The 17052-nt window shown below is 68.8% G+C and carries 18 protein-coding genes; 2 read left to right on the top strand and 16 right to left on the bottom strand.

From position 1 onward, the window contains the following. Positions 1-4 precede the first annotated feature (4 nt). A complete protein-coding gene (locus tag FF096_RS15495; RefSeq protein ID WP_309223364.1) occupies positions 5-772 on the top strand; it encodes a helix-turn-helix transcriptional regulator in 768 nt (255 codons plus the stop codon). Between the two features lie 308 nt (positions 773-1080). Here FF096_RS15495 and denD read toward each other — a convergent pair whose 3' ends face one another. From denD to FF096_RS27310, 12 genes are all read right to left on the bottom strand, one after another. Then, on the bottom strand, positions 1081-2100 hold the full coding sequence (gene denD, locus FF096_RS15490) for a D-erythronate dehydrogenase (protein ID WP_155218739.1): 1020 nt from the start codon (positions 2098-2100) through the stop codon (positions 1081-1083). Beyond that, on the bottom strand, positions 2097-3563 hold the full coding sequence (locus tag FF096_RS15485) for a four-carbon acid sugar kinase family protein (RefSeq protein ID WP_155218737.1): 1467 nt from the start codon (positions 3561-3563) through the stop codon (positions 2097-2099). The genes denD and FF096_RS15485 overlap by 4 nt, the downstream gene beginning before the upstream one ends. After that, positions 3560-4735: a DUF993 family protein gene (locus FF096_RS15480; protein WP_155218735.1), complete on the bottom strand. Its 1176-nt coding sequence runs from the start codon at positions 4733-4735 to the stop codon at positions 3560-3562. The genes FF096_RS15485 and FF096_RS15480 overlap by 4 nt, the downstream gene beginning before the upstream one ends. 41 nt (positions 4736-4776) lie before the next feature. Continuing rightward, the gene (locus tag FF096_RS15475; RefSeq protein WP_155218733.1) at positions 4777-6033 is read right to left on the bottom strand and encodes a CaiB/BaiF CoA-transferase family protein; all 1257 of its coding nucleotides are present in this window, start codon (positions 6031-6033) and stop codon (positions 4777-4779) included. Between the two features lie 45 nt (positions 6034-6078). Further along, positions 6079-7689, bottom strand: coding sequence for an acyl CoA:acetate/3-ketoacid CoA transferase (locus FF096_RS15470; protein ID WP_155218731.1), 1611 nt, complete (start codon positions 7687-7689; stop codon positions 6079-6081). Positions 7690-7695: 6 nt separating this feature from the next. Beyond that, entirely contained in the window at positions 7696-8457 is a 762-nt protein-coding gene (locus tag FF096_RS15465; protein WP_155218729.1) for an enoyl-CoA hydratase/isomerase family protein, read from the bottom strand. Next, a complete protein-coding gene (locus tag FF096_RS15460; protein ID WP_155218727.1) occupies positions 8457-9233 on the bottom strand; it encodes an SDR family NAD(P)-dependent oxidoreductase in 777 nt (258 codons plus the stop codon). The genes FF096_RS15465 and FF096_RS15460 overlap by 1 nt, the downstream gene beginning before the upstream one ends. Continuing rightward, entirely contained in the window at positions 9230-10063 is an 834-nt protein-coding gene (locus FF096_RS15455; RefSeq protein WP_155218725.1) for an ABC transporter ATP-binding protein, read from the bottom strand. The genes FF096_RS15460 and FF096_RS15455 overlap by 4 nt, the downstream gene beginning before the upstream one ends. Next, positions 10060-10566 carry a MaoC/PaaZ C-terminal domain-containing protein gene (locus tag FF096_RS15450; protein ID WP_309223363.1) on the bottom strand — a complete coding sequence of 169 codons (507 nt, stop codon included), beginning with the start codon at positions 10564-10566 and terminating at the stop codon, positions 10060-10062. Before FF096_RS15450 ends, FF096_RS15455 begins: the two co-directional genes overlap by 4 nt. Before the next feature lie 47 nt (positions 10567-10613). Then, complete coding sequence (locus tag FF096_RS15445; RefSeq protein ID WP_155218723.1) at positions 10614-11681, bottom strand: ABC transporter substrate-binding protein; 1068 nt, start codon at positions 11679-11681, stop codon at positions 10614-10616. A gap of 67 nt (positions 11682-11748) precedes the next feature. Next, a complete protein-coding gene (locus tag FF096_RS15440) occupies positions 11749-12603 on the bottom strand; it encodes an ABC transporter permease (protein WP_155218721.1) in 855 nt (284 codons plus the stop codon). A 19-nt stretch (positions 12604-12622) separates the two neighbouring features. Next, positions 12623-13030: a TIM barrel protein gene (locus FF096_RS27310; RefSeq protein WP_196222543.1), complete on the bottom strand. Its 408-nt coding sequence runs from the start codon at positions 13028-13030 to the stop codon at positions 12623-12625. Between the two features lie 202 nt (positions 13031-13232). On the opposite strand from FF096_RS27310, the gene FF096_RS15430 reads away from it, so the two are divergent. Beyond that, positions 13233-14174: an IclR family transcriptional regulator gene (locus tag FF096_RS15430; RefSeq protein ID WP_155218717.1), complete on the top strand. Its 942-nt coding sequence runs from the start codon at positions 13233-13235 to the stop codon at positions 14172-14174. Positions 14175-14277: 103 nt separating this feature from the next. Here the strand turns inward: FF096_RS15430 and FF096_RS15425 are convergent, their stop codons facing one another. From FF096_RS15425 to FF096_RS15410, 4 genes are all read right to left on the bottom strand, one after another. Beyond that, positions 14278-14787 (bottom strand): hypothetical protein, encoded by a 510-nt coding sequence (locus tag FF096_RS15425; protein WP_155218715.1) that lies wholly within the window; start codon positions 14785-14787, stop codon positions 14278-14280. After that, positions 14784-16076 (bottom strand): signal peptidase I, encoded by a 1293-nt coding sequence (locus FF096_RS26340; protein WP_196222541.1) that lies wholly within the window; start codon positions 16074-16076, stop codon positions 14784-14786. The genes FF096_RS15425 and FF096_RS26340 overlap by 4 nt, the downstream gene beginning before the upstream one ends. 68 nt (positions 16077-16144) lie before the next feature. Then, entirely contained in the window at positions 16145-16300 is a 156-nt protein-coding gene (locus tag FF096_RS27500; protein ID WP_375335350.1) for a hypothetical protein, read from the bottom strand. Between the two features lie 90 nt (positions 16301-16390). Next, positions 16391-16999, bottom strand: a complete 609-nt coding sequence (locus FF096_RS15410; protein ID WP_155218713.1) for a SipW-dependent-type signal peptide-containing protein — start codon at positions 16997-16999, stop codon at positions 16391-16393. Positions 17000-17052: the final 53 nt, after the last annotated feature.

The following is a 17052-nucleotide window of genomic DNA, read 5'->3' as shown; positions in this document are numbered from 1 at the left end:
CTTCGTGATCGTGTGCACGGTCGGGGAACTCCTACGGCAGTGGCGGCAGCGCCGGGGACTCAGCCAACTGGCCCTCGCGATCGCTGCGGACGTCTCGGCTCGTCACGTCAGCCTGGTCGAGACCGGTAAGTCCAAGCCGAGCGCCGACATGATCCTCCGACTCGCGGATCAACTGCACGTACCACTGCGTGATCGCAACCGGCTGCTGCTCGCCGCCGGCTTCGCACCTCGGTACGCCGAGCGTCCGCTCGACGACAACGCGCTGTCAGCCGTCCACGACGCGGTCCGCAGGGTGCTTCGCGCGCACGAACCATACCCGGCGGTGGTCTTCGACCGCCGGTGGAACATCGTCATGACCAATCGCGCTGTCAACCCGTTCTTCGCACAGGTGGATCCTGACCTGCTGCGGCCGCCGGTCAACCTGGTGCGACTGGGATTGGACCCGCGCGGGCTCGCTCGCATGGTCGTCAACCTGGCCGACGTACGCGCGGTGTTCCGCACCCGGATCTCGCGTCAGCTCGCCACTGCTCCCGACCCTGAACTCACCGCACTCTACGAAGAACTGTTGGCGCCCGAACCGGAGAATGCGTCGAGCCAACGGATCGAACCGGACGTCGTGTTACCGATGATCCTTCGTATCGACGGACGCGAGCTGCGGCTGTTCTCGACCATCACCACATTCGGCACCCCGGTGGACATCACGATCGATGAAATCGCGATCGAGTCCTACTACCCGGCAGACGCGGAGAGCGCCGCCTACTTCACGCAGTAGCGTACCTATGCCACCCGGACGTGCTGCTGCCGAACACCGCGCAGCGCGACGTCCTACGTGACCGGCATCGCCAATGGCTGTCACGCCACCCCGCCGGGCTCTGGCTCGCTCTGGTCGCTCGTTCGCGACAGTGGCGGCCGAGGCGGTAGCTCGCGGACGGTGACGCCGTGGCGGCTTTCTGGACTCTGCGTCGCCTGACGCCAGGGTCAGTACCGCGTCTCGCCGTTCCCCGAAGGCGGTATCACCGACTCGCCCGCCCTGGACGCCATCGGCGCCATGCCGCGCGGTGATCAGGGTGCAGAGTCGGATCAGGTCTGCTCACCAGGCCCGCCGACCCGAGCCTGTCCGGCGTCGCTGCCGGTGATGGTCGTGAGGTACTCGCGGATGATCGCGTCGAAGTCGGGCGGAGGCAGCAGGCCCAGCGATTCCGCGCGTTCCGTGCTGAAGCGCGCGGGCCAGCTGCCGACGATGGCGCGGACGGCGGGGTCGTCGATCCAGTCGATCAGGTCGCTGGTGCCGGTACCGACCACCCGTTCCAACGCTTCCACCATCTCGCGGGGCGTGGTGGTGAGCGCGGGGAGGTTCAGCGCGGTACGGCTGCCCCAGGTCACGTCGTCGACCTCAGCGGCCCGGATCAGTCCGTCGATCGTGCGGCTCGGTGAGCAGAGGGCGATGGCGGTGTCGGGGGGTACCGGACAGTTGGCCCGCTGCCCCGCGATCGGCTCTCGAATGATCCCGGAGAGGAAGCTCGATGCTGCCGCGTTCGGCTTGCCCGGCCGCACGGAAACGGTCATCAGGCGTACGCTCCGTCCGCGGATGAAACCCCTGCGGGTGTAGTCGGCGAGCAGTTGCTCGCCGATGAATTTCTGTGTCCCGTAGCTGGATTGCGGTGTCGGCAGGGTGTCGTCCCGCACGATTTCGACGGCCTCGCCGGCGGGGTTGGTGCCGAAGACCGCGAGCGAGCTTGAGAAGACCAGTACCGGAGGCGTGGAAAGCCGGCGAGCCCATTCGAAGAGGGCGCGGGTGCCGTCCACGTTCGTGCGCATGCCGAGGTCGAAGTCGGCCTCTGCGGCACCGCTGACGACCCCGGCAAGGTGGAACACGAGGTCGGCTGTGCCCAGGGTGGGCAACTGCGCCTCCAGTTCACCGGTGATCGGCACCACTCGCGGGTCGGCGAGGAGGTCCGGTTGGGGTGCCACCAGATCGACGAGCAGGAGCTCCTGGACACGCTGGGGTGCGCTGCCGCCGACGCCGACCTCCCCGGAGAGGAGGCGGCGCGCCAACAGGGTGCCGAGGAATCCGGACCCCCCGGTGATCATCACTCTCATGCCGGTTTCTCCGATCTTCCAGATGCCTTCTCCAGCCGCTCGACGACGTCCGCCAGCGAGGTGTCACCGCCGACGTTGCCGGCGAACACCACGTAGGGCAGGTCGGCGGCAAAGCCGCTGGCCGCCTCCCACAGCGACACGATGCCGTCGAGAATCGGCCCTCTGATCCAGGCCCGATCCAGGCGAAGAGCCTGGGTCGCCACGTCGGACGACGTGATGCCCCCCTTGGCGACGACGAAGGACGGACGGCGTTGTCCGACGATCCGGGCGGTCGCGTCCACCAGCGCCGCGCTCACCGTCCGAGCGATGTCGAGGCTCCCGTTGGCGTCGGCCCCGGTGACGAGTCGACGTGATGTGCGCACCACCACCAGGTCGTCGGCCAGTGCCGTTACCGCCTGCCGCACCACCTGCTCGACATGCGCGGCCCGGTCCGCCGGATCCATCACCTTGGCGACGTCGAGTTCGATCTCGGTGGGGGAACGGCGCTGTCGCAGCGCGTCGAGCTGCCGCGTGGTCAGGCCCACGTGCGAACCGACGACGACCAGGCCGTGCGAGTCGGGATCGACCAGTTGGGCGAGGCGCTCGTCGGCTATGCGTGAGCCGTCCTCCTGCCCGAGTCGCGCGCGTACGAACGACGGCCCGACCCGTGCAACGATGCCGACTCCGGCACGTTCGGCGGCGAGGATGTCCAACACCGCCGCGCGTAGATCGTCGTCGGTGGCAGCGTCGATCGCCACGACCTGGCCGTCCTGCGCCGCGGACAGGACGGCGCCCAGTGCGCCGCCGCCGGCGGCCCGGATGTCCGCGAGGTGGACCTCGGCCACCTGGTCAGCACGGAGCCGACCGCCGCTCTTCTCCTCCACCCACTCCGCGAGACGCGACGAGCGGTATCCGAACGTCGCGTCGCGCGCGTACTCGCCGTCGGCGATGGGGGTGAGACCGGCCGGTCCTGCCGCCCAGTGGATGCCGGCCACGGTGACGCGCCCGGCATCGATGTACGCCGGCGAGAGGAGCACCGCGTGCGTGGGTTGACCGTGTTCCGCGAGGACCTCGGCCAGCACGTCCGTTTCGAGGGGAAAGTGTCCTCGCAGCGTGGAGTCTCCCCGGCTCGCGAACGCGAGTTGTACGTCTTCGAGTCGAGCCGCCTCCAGGCATGCCCGGGCCACGTCCCGGTTGCGTTCGGCCGCCGCTGCCGGGGAGAGGCTTCGGGTGTTGGTGAGCACGTAGAAGCCGGGGGCCCCCTGGCGCAGTGCCCACCGCACGTCCTCGACGTCCCAGCGCGTGAGCACGGGGACGTCCCGGACGGTCTGCGTGCCGGTCGGGTCGTCATCGAGCACGACGAGCCGGCGTGCTTCGCTGAGGTGGGCGCGGATCTCGGCTGCGGTGACGCCGCGCGCTGGGGGCAGCGCCTCGGCCCAGTTCGCGTCGCGTGGGGAGATGAGCTGGTCGCGGGACGCCGTCATTCGATGCCGCTCGCAGCCAGGAGCAGTCGCATGCGGTGCGCTGCCAGAGCGGGATCGGGGAACAGGCCGATCTCGTCGGCGAGAACGAAGAGGTCGGTGAGGTGCTGCAGCGAGCGGAATCCTTCCCGACCGGTGACCATCCGGAAGTGGTCCTGGTGCCCGGACAGCCAGGCGATGAAGACGGTACCGATCTTGTAGCGGTCGGCCGGTGGCTCGAACATCTTGACCGCGAGGGGGATCGAGGAGTTCATGGCCTCGACGAAGCCCGCCTCGTCGCCCTTGTCGAGCGCGGAGAATCCAAGGGACGCGACCGGGGCGATGGGGTCGAGCACACCGAGCAGTCCGTGGCTGTGGTGCTCACCGTCGCCCAGCAGGAGGTTGGTGTACCCGTAGTCGTCGCCGGTGTAAACCTTCACGCCTTCCGGCAGACGCCGGCGGAACTCCTTTTCGAGCTCCTCGTCTAGCAGGCTGAACTTGATCCCGTCGAGGCGCGCGGAGTTCTCCTCGGCCATGCGGACGACGACATTCATCGCCTCGACGGGGTCGGCGTGTCCCCAGTATCCGGCGAGCGAGGGATCGAATCCGGTTCCGAGCCAGTGCACGATGGCGGGCTTCTCCACCTGCGCGAGGACCTGGCCGTAGACCTTGAGGTAGTCGTCCTCGTTGCGGGCGGCAGCGACAAGGGCGTGGCTGGCGCGGATCACCGCGGCGCTCCCTTGGGCCTGGACCCAGTCGAGCTGCTCGAGATACGCGTCGACGACCTCGCCCAGGCTGGGGTTGCTGGACGTGATCTGGTCCGTGCCAGCGCCGGCCACGACCGCGGCGCCTTCTTCCCGCGCGGCGGCCACACCCAGCCGGATCAACTCCTTGGCCTGTCCCCACTGGAGACCGCCGGGACCGCGCTCGGAGGTGTCCATGCCTTCGGCGATGCCCACTCCGTAGCTGAACAGGTGCTTGCGGAAGGCGATCGTGGCTTCCCAGTCGATGGGAGTCTGCTCCCCTGGGGTGTAGTCGGCACGGGCGTCCACGACGACGTGTGCCGCAGCGAGCACGGTTCGGGACTCGAAGGGCCCCTGATGGCGCGGGTAGTCGACCGGTTCGTGCATGACGTGCACTGTGGTCCCGCCGTCAGCGGTGGGGATGGTGAGCTTGGCGGTCGTGAGCGTGTCCACGAATTTCTCCTTGGGCGAAGCGTTGGGAGGGAGGTCGGCAGTCAGGACCAGGCCGGCCGCCCGCCCGCCGCCTCGCGATCCGACTCAGAGCCGATGACTCCGGCTGACTTCAGGTTGGCGATCTCTTCGGGGCTGAGCCCGGCCGCTCGGAGGACCTCTTCGTTGTGCTGGCCCACCTTGGGGGGCACCATGCGCAGGCGGGCTGGGGTCTCGGAGAGCGAGATCGGCATGCCGACGAAACGCACCGGTCCGACTCCGGCGACGTCCGCCTCGAGTACGAGGTTGTTGTGCCGGACCTGCGGGTCCTCGAAGACGGCGTCATAGTCGTGAACGGGCGCTACGAGAACGTCCTCCGCCTCGAACCGAGCCATGATCTCGTCGCGTGGGAAGCGCGCGATCGCCTCCGCCAGCAGATCGCGGGTCTCGTGGACGTGTTCTCGCAGACCCTCGATGCTCTGGAACCGAGGGTCGTCGGTCTGCTCCGGGGTCAGGCCACAGGCGCGTGCGGCCCGCCGCCACTGTTCGTCCACGTAGTACTCACCGATGAGGGCGAACCACAGTCCGTCGGCGGCCTGGTAGTAGCCGTAGAGCGCCGTGTTGTGCGCGTGGGCGATGTTGGCTGGCGGACGTGGATAACGCTGGCCGGTACTCAGGAACGTGGTGCCCTCTTGCAGGTGCGTCGTGATCGCGGCGTTCATCAGGTTCGAGTCCACGACCTGCCCGCGGCCGGTACGCTCCCGGGCCGCCAGCGCGGCCATCATGCCCAGGGCGAACTGCATGGAGGCGACATAGTCGATCATGAACGTGCCGGTCGGCATCGGGCCGGCGTCCTCGGTGCCGGACAGGGCCATCAGGCCACTGATGGCCTGCGCCGCCAGATCCTGCCCGCGCCGATGGGTGTACGGCCCACTGAGGCCGTACCCCGAGGCGTACGCGACGATGATGCGCGGGTTGACCGCCGACAGATCCTCGTAGCCCAGCCCGAGGCGGTCCATGACACCCGGCCGGAAGTTGCTCGCCACGATGTCGGCGTTCCTGGCCAGGTCCAGGATGAGCTTGCGGCCCTCGGGCGACTTCACGTCGACGCTGATGCTCCGCTTGTTCCGGTTCGTCGCGGACCAGTGCGGGCTGTATCCGTCGCCCAGGAACGGGGCCTGATTGCGCCCGATCTCACCCACGTCGATGCGTTCGACCTTGATGACGTCGGCTCCGAAGTCGGCGAGCATCTGCGTCGCGGACGGGCCCTGTTCGAGCTGGGTGAAGTCGAGGATGCGAACTCCCTCGAACGCATCGGTCACGATGAGATCTACCTTTCTGTGTCTGAGGCCGGGAAGGACGGCGGGTCATCCGGGGCGGCGTGGAGGCAGGCAACGCAGCCCCGCCGGCTCCGGGCGGAACAGCCGCGCGTCCATCTCCCGAAGTGGCTCGCGGATGATGGGGGTGAAACCCATCTGGGAAAGGACGTCGCGCCGCAGGTCGACTCCGGGCGCGATCTCGATCAGTTCGACGCCGTCAGCGCCGAGCCGGAACACCGCCCGCTCGGTGACGTAGCGGACCCGTTGCCCCGCGCGGCGCGCTCGTCGGCCGTCGAAGGCGATGCGCTGGACCCGATCGACCAGCTTGCCGTAGCGGCCGTCCCGCACGATCTCCAGGCGGCCCTCCCCGACCCGCACGTCGAGGTCACCACCGCGGAAGGTGCCGCAGAACACGACGGTCCTGGCCTTCTGGCTGATGTCGATGAAGCCACCGGGGCCGATCGGCGTTCCGTTCACGCCAGCCACGTTGACGTTGCCTTCGGCATCGAACTCGGCGAACGCCAGACCCGCGAAGTCCAGGGCGCCGCCGTCGTACAGGTCGAACTGGCTCGACATGTCCACGATCGCCGTCGGGTTGATCGCCGTTCCCGAATCCAGGCCCACGCCGGGCAGCCCGCCGAACACGCCCTGCTCGATGCTGAGCGTGAACCGGTCGAGGAAGCCCTCCTCGAGCGCCACGTAGGAGATGCCGTTCGCCATGCCGACACCGAGATTGGCGAGATCGCCTTCGTGGATCTCCTGCGCGGCGCGGCGCGCCACCACCTTGCGGTGATCGAAGCGCAGCGGTGTGACGGCCGTGGGCCGGTTCGCTTCCACACCGGTCCGGCGCGGGTCGCTGAGGGTGATGGGGGTCTGATTCGGCCAGTCGGTGATCACGACGTGGTCCACGAGCGCTCCGGGCACCGTGACCCGCCCGGCGGGAAGTTCCCCGGGGGCGACGATCCGCTTCACCTCGGCCACCACCGTGCCGCCGCTGTTGTGGACAGCTTGGGCGATGGCGAGGTTGTCGCTGAAGGCGGCTTCGTCGTCCATCGCCAGGTTGCCGTGTCCGTCGGCCACCGTGGCGCGCAGCAGCCCGAAGTGGACGTCGAAACGGGGGTAGAAGAGCCACTCGCGCCCGGCGAGGGTGATCAGCTCACTGAGACCTTCCCGGGTACGCTCGTTCATCCGCCCCCACTCCTGGCGTGGGTCGACGAACGTGCCCAGGCCGATGTCCGTGAACAGCCCCGGACGTCCGCCGGCGATCTCCCGGTACAGCAACGAGATGGTGCCGGCAGGCAATCCGATCGCCTCGACCCGGTTGTCGGCTATCGCTCGCTGCTGACGGGGCGAGAGGACGAAGTGCGAACCGACGAACCTGCGCACCAGCCCTTCGATGGCGATGTGGTCGATCCCCCGGCCCTGGTGGTCGCCGAGCCCCATGACGTGCACGACGGTCAGGTCGTTGGGCTCCTGCTCCCTGCGCCAGCGCTGCTCGAGGGCGGCGAGCAGGGTCTCCGGCACCTGCAGCAGGGAGCCGCTGCCGCCCACGGCGACCGTGGCACCCGCCGGGATCAGCGCCACCGCTTCCTCGGGCGTCAGCACCAGGCCGGGACGCCTATAGCCGTCCCCTGGGGCGGACTTGAGGGTGAGCGTCATGACCGATCAATCCTTCTTGGCGAGGAAGCTCGTAACACCTTCGCTGAGTTCGCGACTTGCGAAGATGAGCTCCAGTGCGTCCGACGCACGCACCAGACCCGCGTTGAGCGGCAGGTCGGTCGCCTCGTCGACGAGCTGCTTCGCCAGCCGAAGCGACAACGCACTGCGTGACACGAGCAGTTCGGCGAGTTCGACGGCGCGCTCCCATGCGGAGCCGTCGACGACCTCGGTCGCCAGGCCCCAATCCCGGGCCGTTGCCGCGTCGATGGTCTCCCCGGTCAAGAGCAACTGCTTGGCCCGCCCCGGTCCGACGAGTTTGGTGAGCCGCTGACTTCCGGTAGCGGCGAGCGCGCCGATCTTCACCTCCGGTAGCCCCAGGCGGACGCCCTGCCGCACCACCCGCAGGTCGCAGGCGAGGGCGAGCTCCAGGCCGCCGCCCAGCGCCGCTTGGTCGATGGCGGCGATGGTGGGGAACGGCAGCCGGGCGAGCATCCGCAACATGCGGTCCTCGACGAGCACCTTGCGCTCGGCGGCCTGCTCCCCCAACCCCGCGAACTCACGCATGTCGCTGCCGGCGCAGAACGCCCGCCCGTCGGCCGCACCCAGGACGAGGGCTCGTGCGTCGGATTCGGCCGCACGGCGGAAGGTCTCGGCCAACTCGGCGAGCATGTCCAGCGTCATCAGGTGCAGCGGCGGGTTGTCGAGCCGCACCAGCCACACGGGGCCGGAGCGGTCGAGCCGGACCGTCGCGAGTGCGGTGGTGTCCATCAGAGCATCACGTCCCCGCCGCAGACATTCAGCGTCTCCCCCGTGATGTAGGAGGCGTCGTCGGAGGCGAGGAACGCCACTGCGGCCGCCACCTCCTGGGGCCGGCCGGTGCGGCCGAGCGGGATGGTGGCAACGCGCTCGGCCAGCATCTGCGCCGGATCCGTGTCGACCATGCGGCCGAGTTCGACGTTCGCCCGCTGGGCCAGCGGCGTGTCGATGCGGCCCGGGGCAACCGCGTTGACCCGGATCCCACGTGGCGCCAACTCAGCGGCGAACGTCTTGGTCGTGCTGACGACCGCCGCTTTCGACGCCGCGTAGTTCGCCGACATCACGTTCGGCAACGACGCCTGGATCGAGGCCACCGTCACGGCACTGCCGCCGTCCGGTAGGAGCCGCGCCGCGAGTTGCAGGGTCAGGAACGTACCTCGGGCGTTCACCGCCAGCACGCGGTCCCAGTCCTCGACGCTCAACTCCAGTAGCGGTCCGAAGGTCTGGATACCGGCGTTGGCGACGACGATGTCGACCCGGCCCAGCAGGTCGCCGAGCGAGGCCAGCGAGGCCGGGTCCGAGACGTCGACCCTCGCGGACTCCGCGGAGCCGCCGACGGCCCGCAGAGCGCTCGCCGCTTCGCGCGCCAGGTCCTCGTCGACATCAGCGACGACGACATGTGCGCCCTCTGCGGCGAGCCGCTCGGCGATGGCCCGTCCGATCCCCTGGCCGGCGCCGGTCACCAGCGCGCGGCGATCCAGGAACCGGGACGCGTTGCCCACCGTCATGACTGCGCCTTCGGCAGTTCGATGCCATGGAGCACGCCCAGCCGCTCGAAGTGCTGGTAGATCCGGTCAGCGTACTTGCCGAACTCGGGAGACTCCCCGAGCGCGATCGGCCGCGGGCGGGGCAGGTCGACGACGATCTCATCGACGACCTCTCCCGGACTGGGGCTCATGACGAAGATCCGGTCGGAGAGCCCGACAGCCTCCTCCACACTGTGCGTGATGAACAGGACCGTGGGGCGCCGCTCCATCCACAGTGCCTCAAGGTCGGTACGGACCTGCAGGCGGGTCAGCGCATCGAGCGCACCGAAGGGCTCGTCGAGCATGAGAACCGACGGGTTGTGCACGAGTGTCCGGATCAGCGACACCCGTTGGCGCATCCCGCCGGAAAGCTGACGGGGGTACTTCTTCATCGCCTTGGTCAGCCGCAACCGCTCGAACAACTGCTCCGCGCGGCTGCGGATCTCCTGCTCTGGTAGGCCACGGATCGTCGCCTGGAGCATGACGTTGTCGATAGCGGTCCGGAACTCGAGGAGGAGGTGATCCTGGAACGCGATACCCACATCCGTGATGGGCCGCTTCACCGATTCACCCCCGACGCGGATGTCGCCGGTCGTGCGGTCGAGCAGTCCGGCGACCATGAGCATGAGGGTGCTCTTGCCGCATCCGGAGGGGCCGACGATGGAGATGAACTCGCCGGGTTTGATGTTCATGTCGACCGGCTTCAGCGCCTGGAACGGGTTCGGGCTGTCGAGCCCGAAGGTCTTGCTGACTGACTCGATGGAGATCGAAGTCCCCGACCGGGTGACGGCCGCTGTGGTGCGTGCGGTCATGACTGTGCCTTTCCGCTCGCTTCGACGCCGCCGAGGGGGACCTTGGACAGCAGTTCCACCTTCTGCCCCTCCTGGCAGACACGTCCGTCCTGGTCGACGACGCGTACGTCGAAGGTCACGATCGCTTGGGTCGGCTTGGACGCGCTGTCGCGCATCTCGGCCACCGAGTACTCGACGAAGATCGTGTCGCCGATGAAGATCGGGGCCTTGAACCGCCAGTCCTTGATTCCGAGGAATGCGATAGCGGTGTTGCGCAGCATCTCGGTACGCGGCCACATCAGGCCGTGTGCGTAGGCCAGGCCCAGCATGCCGTGCGCGATCCGTCGACCGAACTGGCTGGCCTTCGCGTAGACGTCGCTGGTGTGCACCTCGGAGAAGTCACCGGTCAACGCGGCGAACCCGAGTACGTCGGCGTCGGTGATGGTGCGTCCCGGGCTGCGGAATGCGAGTCCGACGTACAGGTCCTCGTAGAGCAGCCCTTGCCGCGGGATGTCGTGTGGCACGTGGTCCCTCCTTTCCACAGATCAGTGCGCGGTGTTCGCCTGCGGGCTCACTTCGCGGCCAGCGGCACCGGCTTGTTGTCCTGGCACTGCTGCATCTCCGCCTCCTCAGGGAGGAAGTCGTTCGAGTAGTAGGTGGTGGCGTCGGTTCCGGCGGGCAGGAGTTCGACCGAGGACAGCAGGTCCTGGGTGCGCGCCCAGCTCTCGTCGGTCGCCTTGCCGACGACCTTCGCGCCGCCGGCGCACAGCAGCGGCAGGACCGCGTTCAGCTCAGCGAGGCTCTGCTGCTCGTTCGAGTTGGGGAAGTACTCCTTGACCGCCGCGGCACCGGCCTCCGGATCGGCGGCGACAGCCGCCCAGCCCTTGAGGCTGGCTCGGAGGAACGCCTTGACGTCGTCGGCGTTGTTCTTCAGGTAGTCCTCGTTGGCGAACACGCTGGTGCTGACCGTCGGGACCCCGTACTCCGCAAAGGTCCAGTTCTTGGTCTGCGCGCCCTGCTGCTCCAGCTGCACGCCGTACGAGTCGGTCGAGCCGAGGATGGCGTCGACACGATTCTGCAGCAGCGCCTGGACCAGGGACTCCTTGGGCAGGCCCACCTGCTTGATGTCCGAGGGCTGCAGACCGTTCTTCTCCAGCAGGATGGGCAGCATCGCCGTCTGGGAGCCGCCGGTCGGCACGCCCACACTGCGGCCCTTCAGTTCCTGGATCGAGTTGATGCCGCTCGACGTCAGGGTCGTCACCTGGTTCGGGCTGGATTGGTAGAGCACCATGATGGTCTTCATGGGTGCGCCCTTGGCGACGAGGGCGCTCGTGGTGGGCGCCTCGGCGAATCCGATCTGAGCCTGACCCGATGCGACCATCTGGGCGGTGACGCCGGAGCCCGCACCCGGAACGATCTTGACGTCCAGCCCCTCCTCCTCGTACAGACCGTGGACGGCGGCGTACTCGAAGCCCGCGTTGAATCCGCCCGCAGTGAAGTTGAGCTGGAAAGTGAAGGGCTTGAGCTTGGTGCCGTCGGCGCCGACGGAGGAGTCGCTCGAGCCGCCGCACGCGGTGAGCGCCGTGGAGGCGGCCAGCACGGACGCGACCAGCGCGGATCGCCGGGGGATGTGGCGCATGTCGTTCCTTTCCGGGATCGTCGTCGGTCCCGTTTAGTGAGGTGGTGGGTGGTGAGGGGGTGATCAGTCAGTTGTTGCGCGCGCGCTGCCAGGGCGTCAGCAGCCACTCGACCAGCTCGACGAGGTAGTTGAGGGCGATTCCGATGACGGTCAGCACGACGAGGACCGCGAAGATCAGCGTGGTGTCCAGGGTGCTCGTGCCCTGGAGCAGCAGATAACCCAACCCGGTGTTGGCTCCGACGAACTCGGCGACGAGGGCCGCCGTCGCGGCGAGCGTCGCCGACGTCTTCAACCCGGAGAAGATCACCGGCAGGGCGGAGGGGAACCGCAGGAAGCGGAACGTCTGCCAGCGCGACGCGCCCATCGACTTGGTCAGGTAGAGCATCCGGTCGTCCAGGATCCGGAAGCCGCTGATGCTCGCCACCAGGAGCGGGAAGAAGGTCATCAGGACGGTGAGCAGGATCTTGGACTCGATGCCGAAGCCGATCCACACCACGAAGAGCGGGGCGATCGCGATCTTCGGTACGAGCTGCATGAAGACGACCGGCGGGTACACCACCTGCCGGGCGACGCGACTGAGCGCGATCATCAGCCCGAGCGGGATGGCCGTCACGATGGTGATACCGAGACCGGCCACGATCTCGGTGACCGTGACGGTGGTGTTCTCCCACAACAGCGGGAAGTCGTCGGCCATGCGGGCGAACGTTTCCTGCGGGCTGGGCAACAGGTACGACGGGATGTCAAACGCCTCCACCGCGCCGGCCCACAGAGCGACGATGGCCGCGAAGACCCCCACCGGGATGAGGTCCCAGGCGAGCTTGCGGAGTCGGCGGGGCCGATAGGTCGTCGCCGCGGAGGTTCCCGGCGCCGCGACGGCCTTCGGAGCCCCGGCGGTCGTCGGGGAGTCGGTTTGCATGGACATCGAGAGCCTTTCGTTCGTATCAGCAGCTCAGTAGCGCCGGACCCCACCAGAGGCGGTAGGAGTCCGCCGCCACGCCGGCCCAGCGAGAGTCCGGCGCCTCGACCATGCTGAGCGCCGCGCGAAGGGTGACGAGCGTGGTTTTCTCGGCAGCGAACATGGGGTGGAAGGGCTCAAGGGCGAAGGCCACCCCTCCGTCCTCAGCCTCGGGTAGCAGCGCCTCCAGCGCCCGAGCGGCTCGTTCCAGCGTGGCCCGTGCACTGTGCACCACGGGGCCGACGGCGACGAGGTGGTCGGCACCCAGTTCCGCGGCGTCGTCGAGAGTCTGCGGGCTGGCGTCGTCCGCCGCCCGCTGGTCGGGTTCGACCAGATACCCCCTGCGGCAGACGGCGTGAACCGAGGGTCCCGCACGGCGTGCGACCGTGCCCACCGCCGACGTCGATCCGAGTCCGAGGCGTGTCGCCAGACGTCCGGGGCGTCGAAGCCGGCGATCGCATCGGCGAACTCGTCGGCCGGCACCGACAGGAGGGCGCCCTGACCAAGGACCATGCGGTGAGTGCGCATGTTCGCCACCATGACCCTCCAACCTGAGCGACTGGAACACCGTTGCTGACCGGAACGCTATTCCAGTAATGTCGACAGCACAAGGGGCACGTGAAAGATTGGGCTGCGTCGACCCCCCGCCACCGAGGCGGGCGAACCATAGAAAGCGGTGGATAATGGTTGCTGCAGGGACCCTGTCACGTGGCTTGGCGGTGCTCTCCTGCCTTGTCGGTGAGGTCGAGGGCGTGCCCCTGGCCCGCATCTCCGACCAGTTGGGGCTTCCCCGAAGCGCCACCCATCGGATCCTGGCGACCCTCACCGACGAAGGTTTCGTCTTTCAGCTCAAACCGTCGGGCAACTACGCTCTCACTCTCCGTATTGTCGGCCTGGGGCTACGACACCTGGCGACCTCGACCATCACCGGGCTCGCCAAACCGGTCCTGGTTCGCCTCGCTCGCACCTCGGGCCAACTCGTCCGCCTCAGCCTGGCCGACCGGGAGCAGCTGATCTGGGTCGCCAAGGAACAGGGCGCGACATCCGGACTCCGGTACGACGCGGACGTGGATCATGGCCACGTGATCCCCCTCGACTCGACCGCGACGGGGATCGCCTGGCTGTCCGCGCTGCCCGAGGACCGGGCCCTACGGCTCGTCGCTCGGCAGGAGCAGCCGCGACGGCACCCGGTCGGGCCCGAGTTCCCGCGCAGCCTCGCCGACGTGGCCGCCCGCATTCGCGAAGCGCGAGAGCAGGGGTGGGCGCGCGTGCATGAGAGCAACGAGAGAGGGATCTCGGCGATGGCCATGCCGCTGGTCGATGCGTACAGCGGTGAGGCGATCGGAGCGGTGAGCATCGCCGGACCCAGCATCCTCCTGACCGAGGGGCGGATGCGCGAAATCCTCCCCGCACTGCGGCAGACCGTCGCCGAGCTTGGGGACATTGCGGTGGCACTGGCGGGCGAAGCCAGTTGCACCCCCTCGCCGCCCGCGCAGACGAAGGCCACCGATCCGTCGTTCGAGAAACTCGGACGCTGAGGGTCACTGTCGACGACGAGTTCCTCGCGGCTCCCGGCGCCGACACGCACGGCAAGAAGAAATCGACGAACTCCCGACCACGCCGCACAGGTTGAAGATCAAGCTAAGGGACGCTGCAGAAGTAGAGCTCATCCGTCAGCATGCCGAGCGAACCGGTGACCGGCGTCGACGTCCAGCCACCCGGGCCGTTCGCGTACAGGGTGAAGGTGCCGGTGTCCACAGCCAGCAACACGCCGGGAACGACGATCGAGGTGTCGTTGGAGCCGAGAGTGCCGCCTCCGGAGAAGCCGTCGCTCAGGAACCAGGTGAAGCCACTGCGGGCCACGCCACCGGCGGGCAGGTCCCAGGTGAAGGCGGGCGGGTCCCAGGTGAAGGCGGGCGGGGTGAGTTGGCCCGCCATGCAGGCCAGGTCGGTCGGCGGGTCGACCGTGCCGGCGGCGAGAGCAGCGCTGCCGAACTCGGTGTCGGTCCAGGCGGCCAGCGTCGACCGGGCAGGTGCGAGCGCCATGGCATGGATCCAGAGCGAGAGGGCGAGGACACCCGCGAGCCAGCGTCGCCGGGCGTGGCTCTCACGTCGCCGGCTCGGCGTAGCGGGGATCCGTACGCGCCTCACGGCTGTTCCTTCCTGACCCGGTTCCTGCGCGTGGCGCGCATGAGCAGCAGGCCGACGAGCAGGGCACCCGCACCGGCGAGCATCGGCGTCCGCAGGTCGGTGCCGGTGCGTGGCAGCGTGTCGACCTTGCCGCCGGTCGCCGCCCTGTCGCCGAGTCCGGTCGCCGTGAGGATCAGGTCGGCCGAGCCGGCGGCCGTGGAGTTCGGGAGCAGGCTCGCGGTGACGAGTACCCAACGCTGTTCGTCGGAGCGCATCGTGCTGATGGGGACCGGGCGTTCGGCCAGTCTGGTGGCGGGGCCCTCGGCGAGAACCTGCTCTCCCCGCCCGCCGGGACAGGCGCCGTTCACCCAGCGGGCGGCGCAGACGGCGACCATGACCTGGAGTCCGTTCGTCGAGACCACGAGCGGGCCCAGCGCCGACAGCGTGATTGTCACCGTGCCCGGGTGCGGGGCGTGCGCGGTGACGCCCACCTGCCACGGCACCGGCTCCCTCGGTGTCATCGATGTCATGCGAGCCTCGTCGCGGATCGATATCAGGGTGAGGTACCTGCCCCGGATGACCTCCTCGGTCAGTTCCGCCCGTGCCTGACCGGGCGTGGCCAGGACTGCGGCGGCGACGCCCGGAAGCACGGCCACCATGACGAACAACCGCCGGGCGGTCGATTCGACATGCGCCGCTGTCCGGCTCGGCGGGGCGCCGACCTCAGGACCTGTTCCCGCCTCGGCAGGCGCCGGAGGGCCCGTTCGCCGTCGGCGCCACGTCGTACGCCGCCGGGTCGGCGGTTCCGTGGCGCGCGGCCAGAACGCCCAGGTGACGATCACGGCGGTGCCGACCGTGATCGCACTGGTCGCGTACGGGTTCGACACGGCCCGCACCGCGTACCCGAGCCTGGGCACCGACCAGGTGACGAGCCGTACGTGGGTCACCGCGTACGGCGCGGAGTCGTTGGAGTCGTTCGCGTCCCCACGCAGGGTGAGCAGGCGGGTGGGCCCACCGCCCTCGTCGATCTGGACGACCCGGTGGGTGATCGGTGGAAGCGGCGTGCGGTCGACGGTGACCACGTCGCCCACCTTGACCTCGGACGCGGGGATCTCACGTACCACCGCCAGCGACCCGGCGGGAATGGTCGGGCTCATCGATCCGGTCTTGAACAGGATGAGTGAGATGTCGAAGAAGAACGCCAGCGGGACGAGGACGACGCACACCGTCCCGCCGACGGCGAGCAGGGTCAGCGCCAGATCGCCGACGCGGGCGATGACGCCCCGCCCTCGACGTGCTCGTCTCATCATGTGCAGGACCCTTACGTGGACGTGGCGGCGAATCGGTGGAGGCGGTGGCGGAACAGGTGCCACCGATGTCAGGGGTACGTACCTTCGTCATCGTGGTCGTGCGGATGTCGGTCCAGGCGTACGACGAGTCCGTGGGGCGACTCGGTGCCGAAGACGCGTGCGGTGAACGACCCGGTGCCGTACTCGCTGTCGGTCCAGGCCGCGAGCGTGGACGTCGTGTCCACGCCGAGGACGAGGGCGGCAGCGAGTACGGCACGGGTTCGGAGAAGCCGTGGTGATCCGGCCGGCACCCGACGGTTGACCACGGCTGCCACCTACACGGACTCGGCGAGAAGCTGCCAGGTCTCCGTGACCGACGAGCCCTGCACCAGAGCGCCGTCCGCCGTCACGACGAAGCACAGGTATGCCGGAGCGCCAGGCGCGGGAGGAGGGCCCTGCGTCAGGTTGAACGTCGCCGCGCCAGCCACCGAGTCGAGCGCCGTGCCCTGCGGCACGATCCAGATCGGGCTCGTTGGGGTCTCGCTGCAGTCCGCGAAGGTCGGCACGGTCGCGATCCCGTAGGTGAGCCCGGCGAACGCAGGCAGGCTGGGGGTGGCCGAGGCCACCGTGACGGTCGCGTCGTACGTGGTGTCTGCGGTCAGGCGGACGGCGAACGGCGCAGCGACCGCGTCGCCGGGGCTGATGTTGTCGAAGCCGGTGCTGAAGACCAGCGCAGCCGCCGTGCCGGGCGTGTCGTGCTCCGCCCAGACGGAGTCGTCCGTGCTGCCCTCGATGTTGAAGGTGCCGGCGGTGAACGTCCCCGTGGCGTACTCCGAGTCGTTCCAGGCGGCGAGGGAGATCGTCGCGCCGATGCCGAGGGCGAGCCCTCCGGCCAGGACGGCCTTGAGCTTGCGACGGCCTCCCGGACTGCTCGATCCGCCCAATGTCAATCTTGTCGATCCAAACAACGTGTCCTCCTCGTGCGACGGGGTGGGCT

Source organism: Micromonospora sp. CP22 (assembly GCF_009712475.1).
GTDB lineage: Bacteria > Actinomycetota > Actinomycetes > Mycobacteriales > Micromonosporaceae > Micromonospora.
This window is presented reverse-complemented; position numbering and strand designations above follow the sequence as displayed.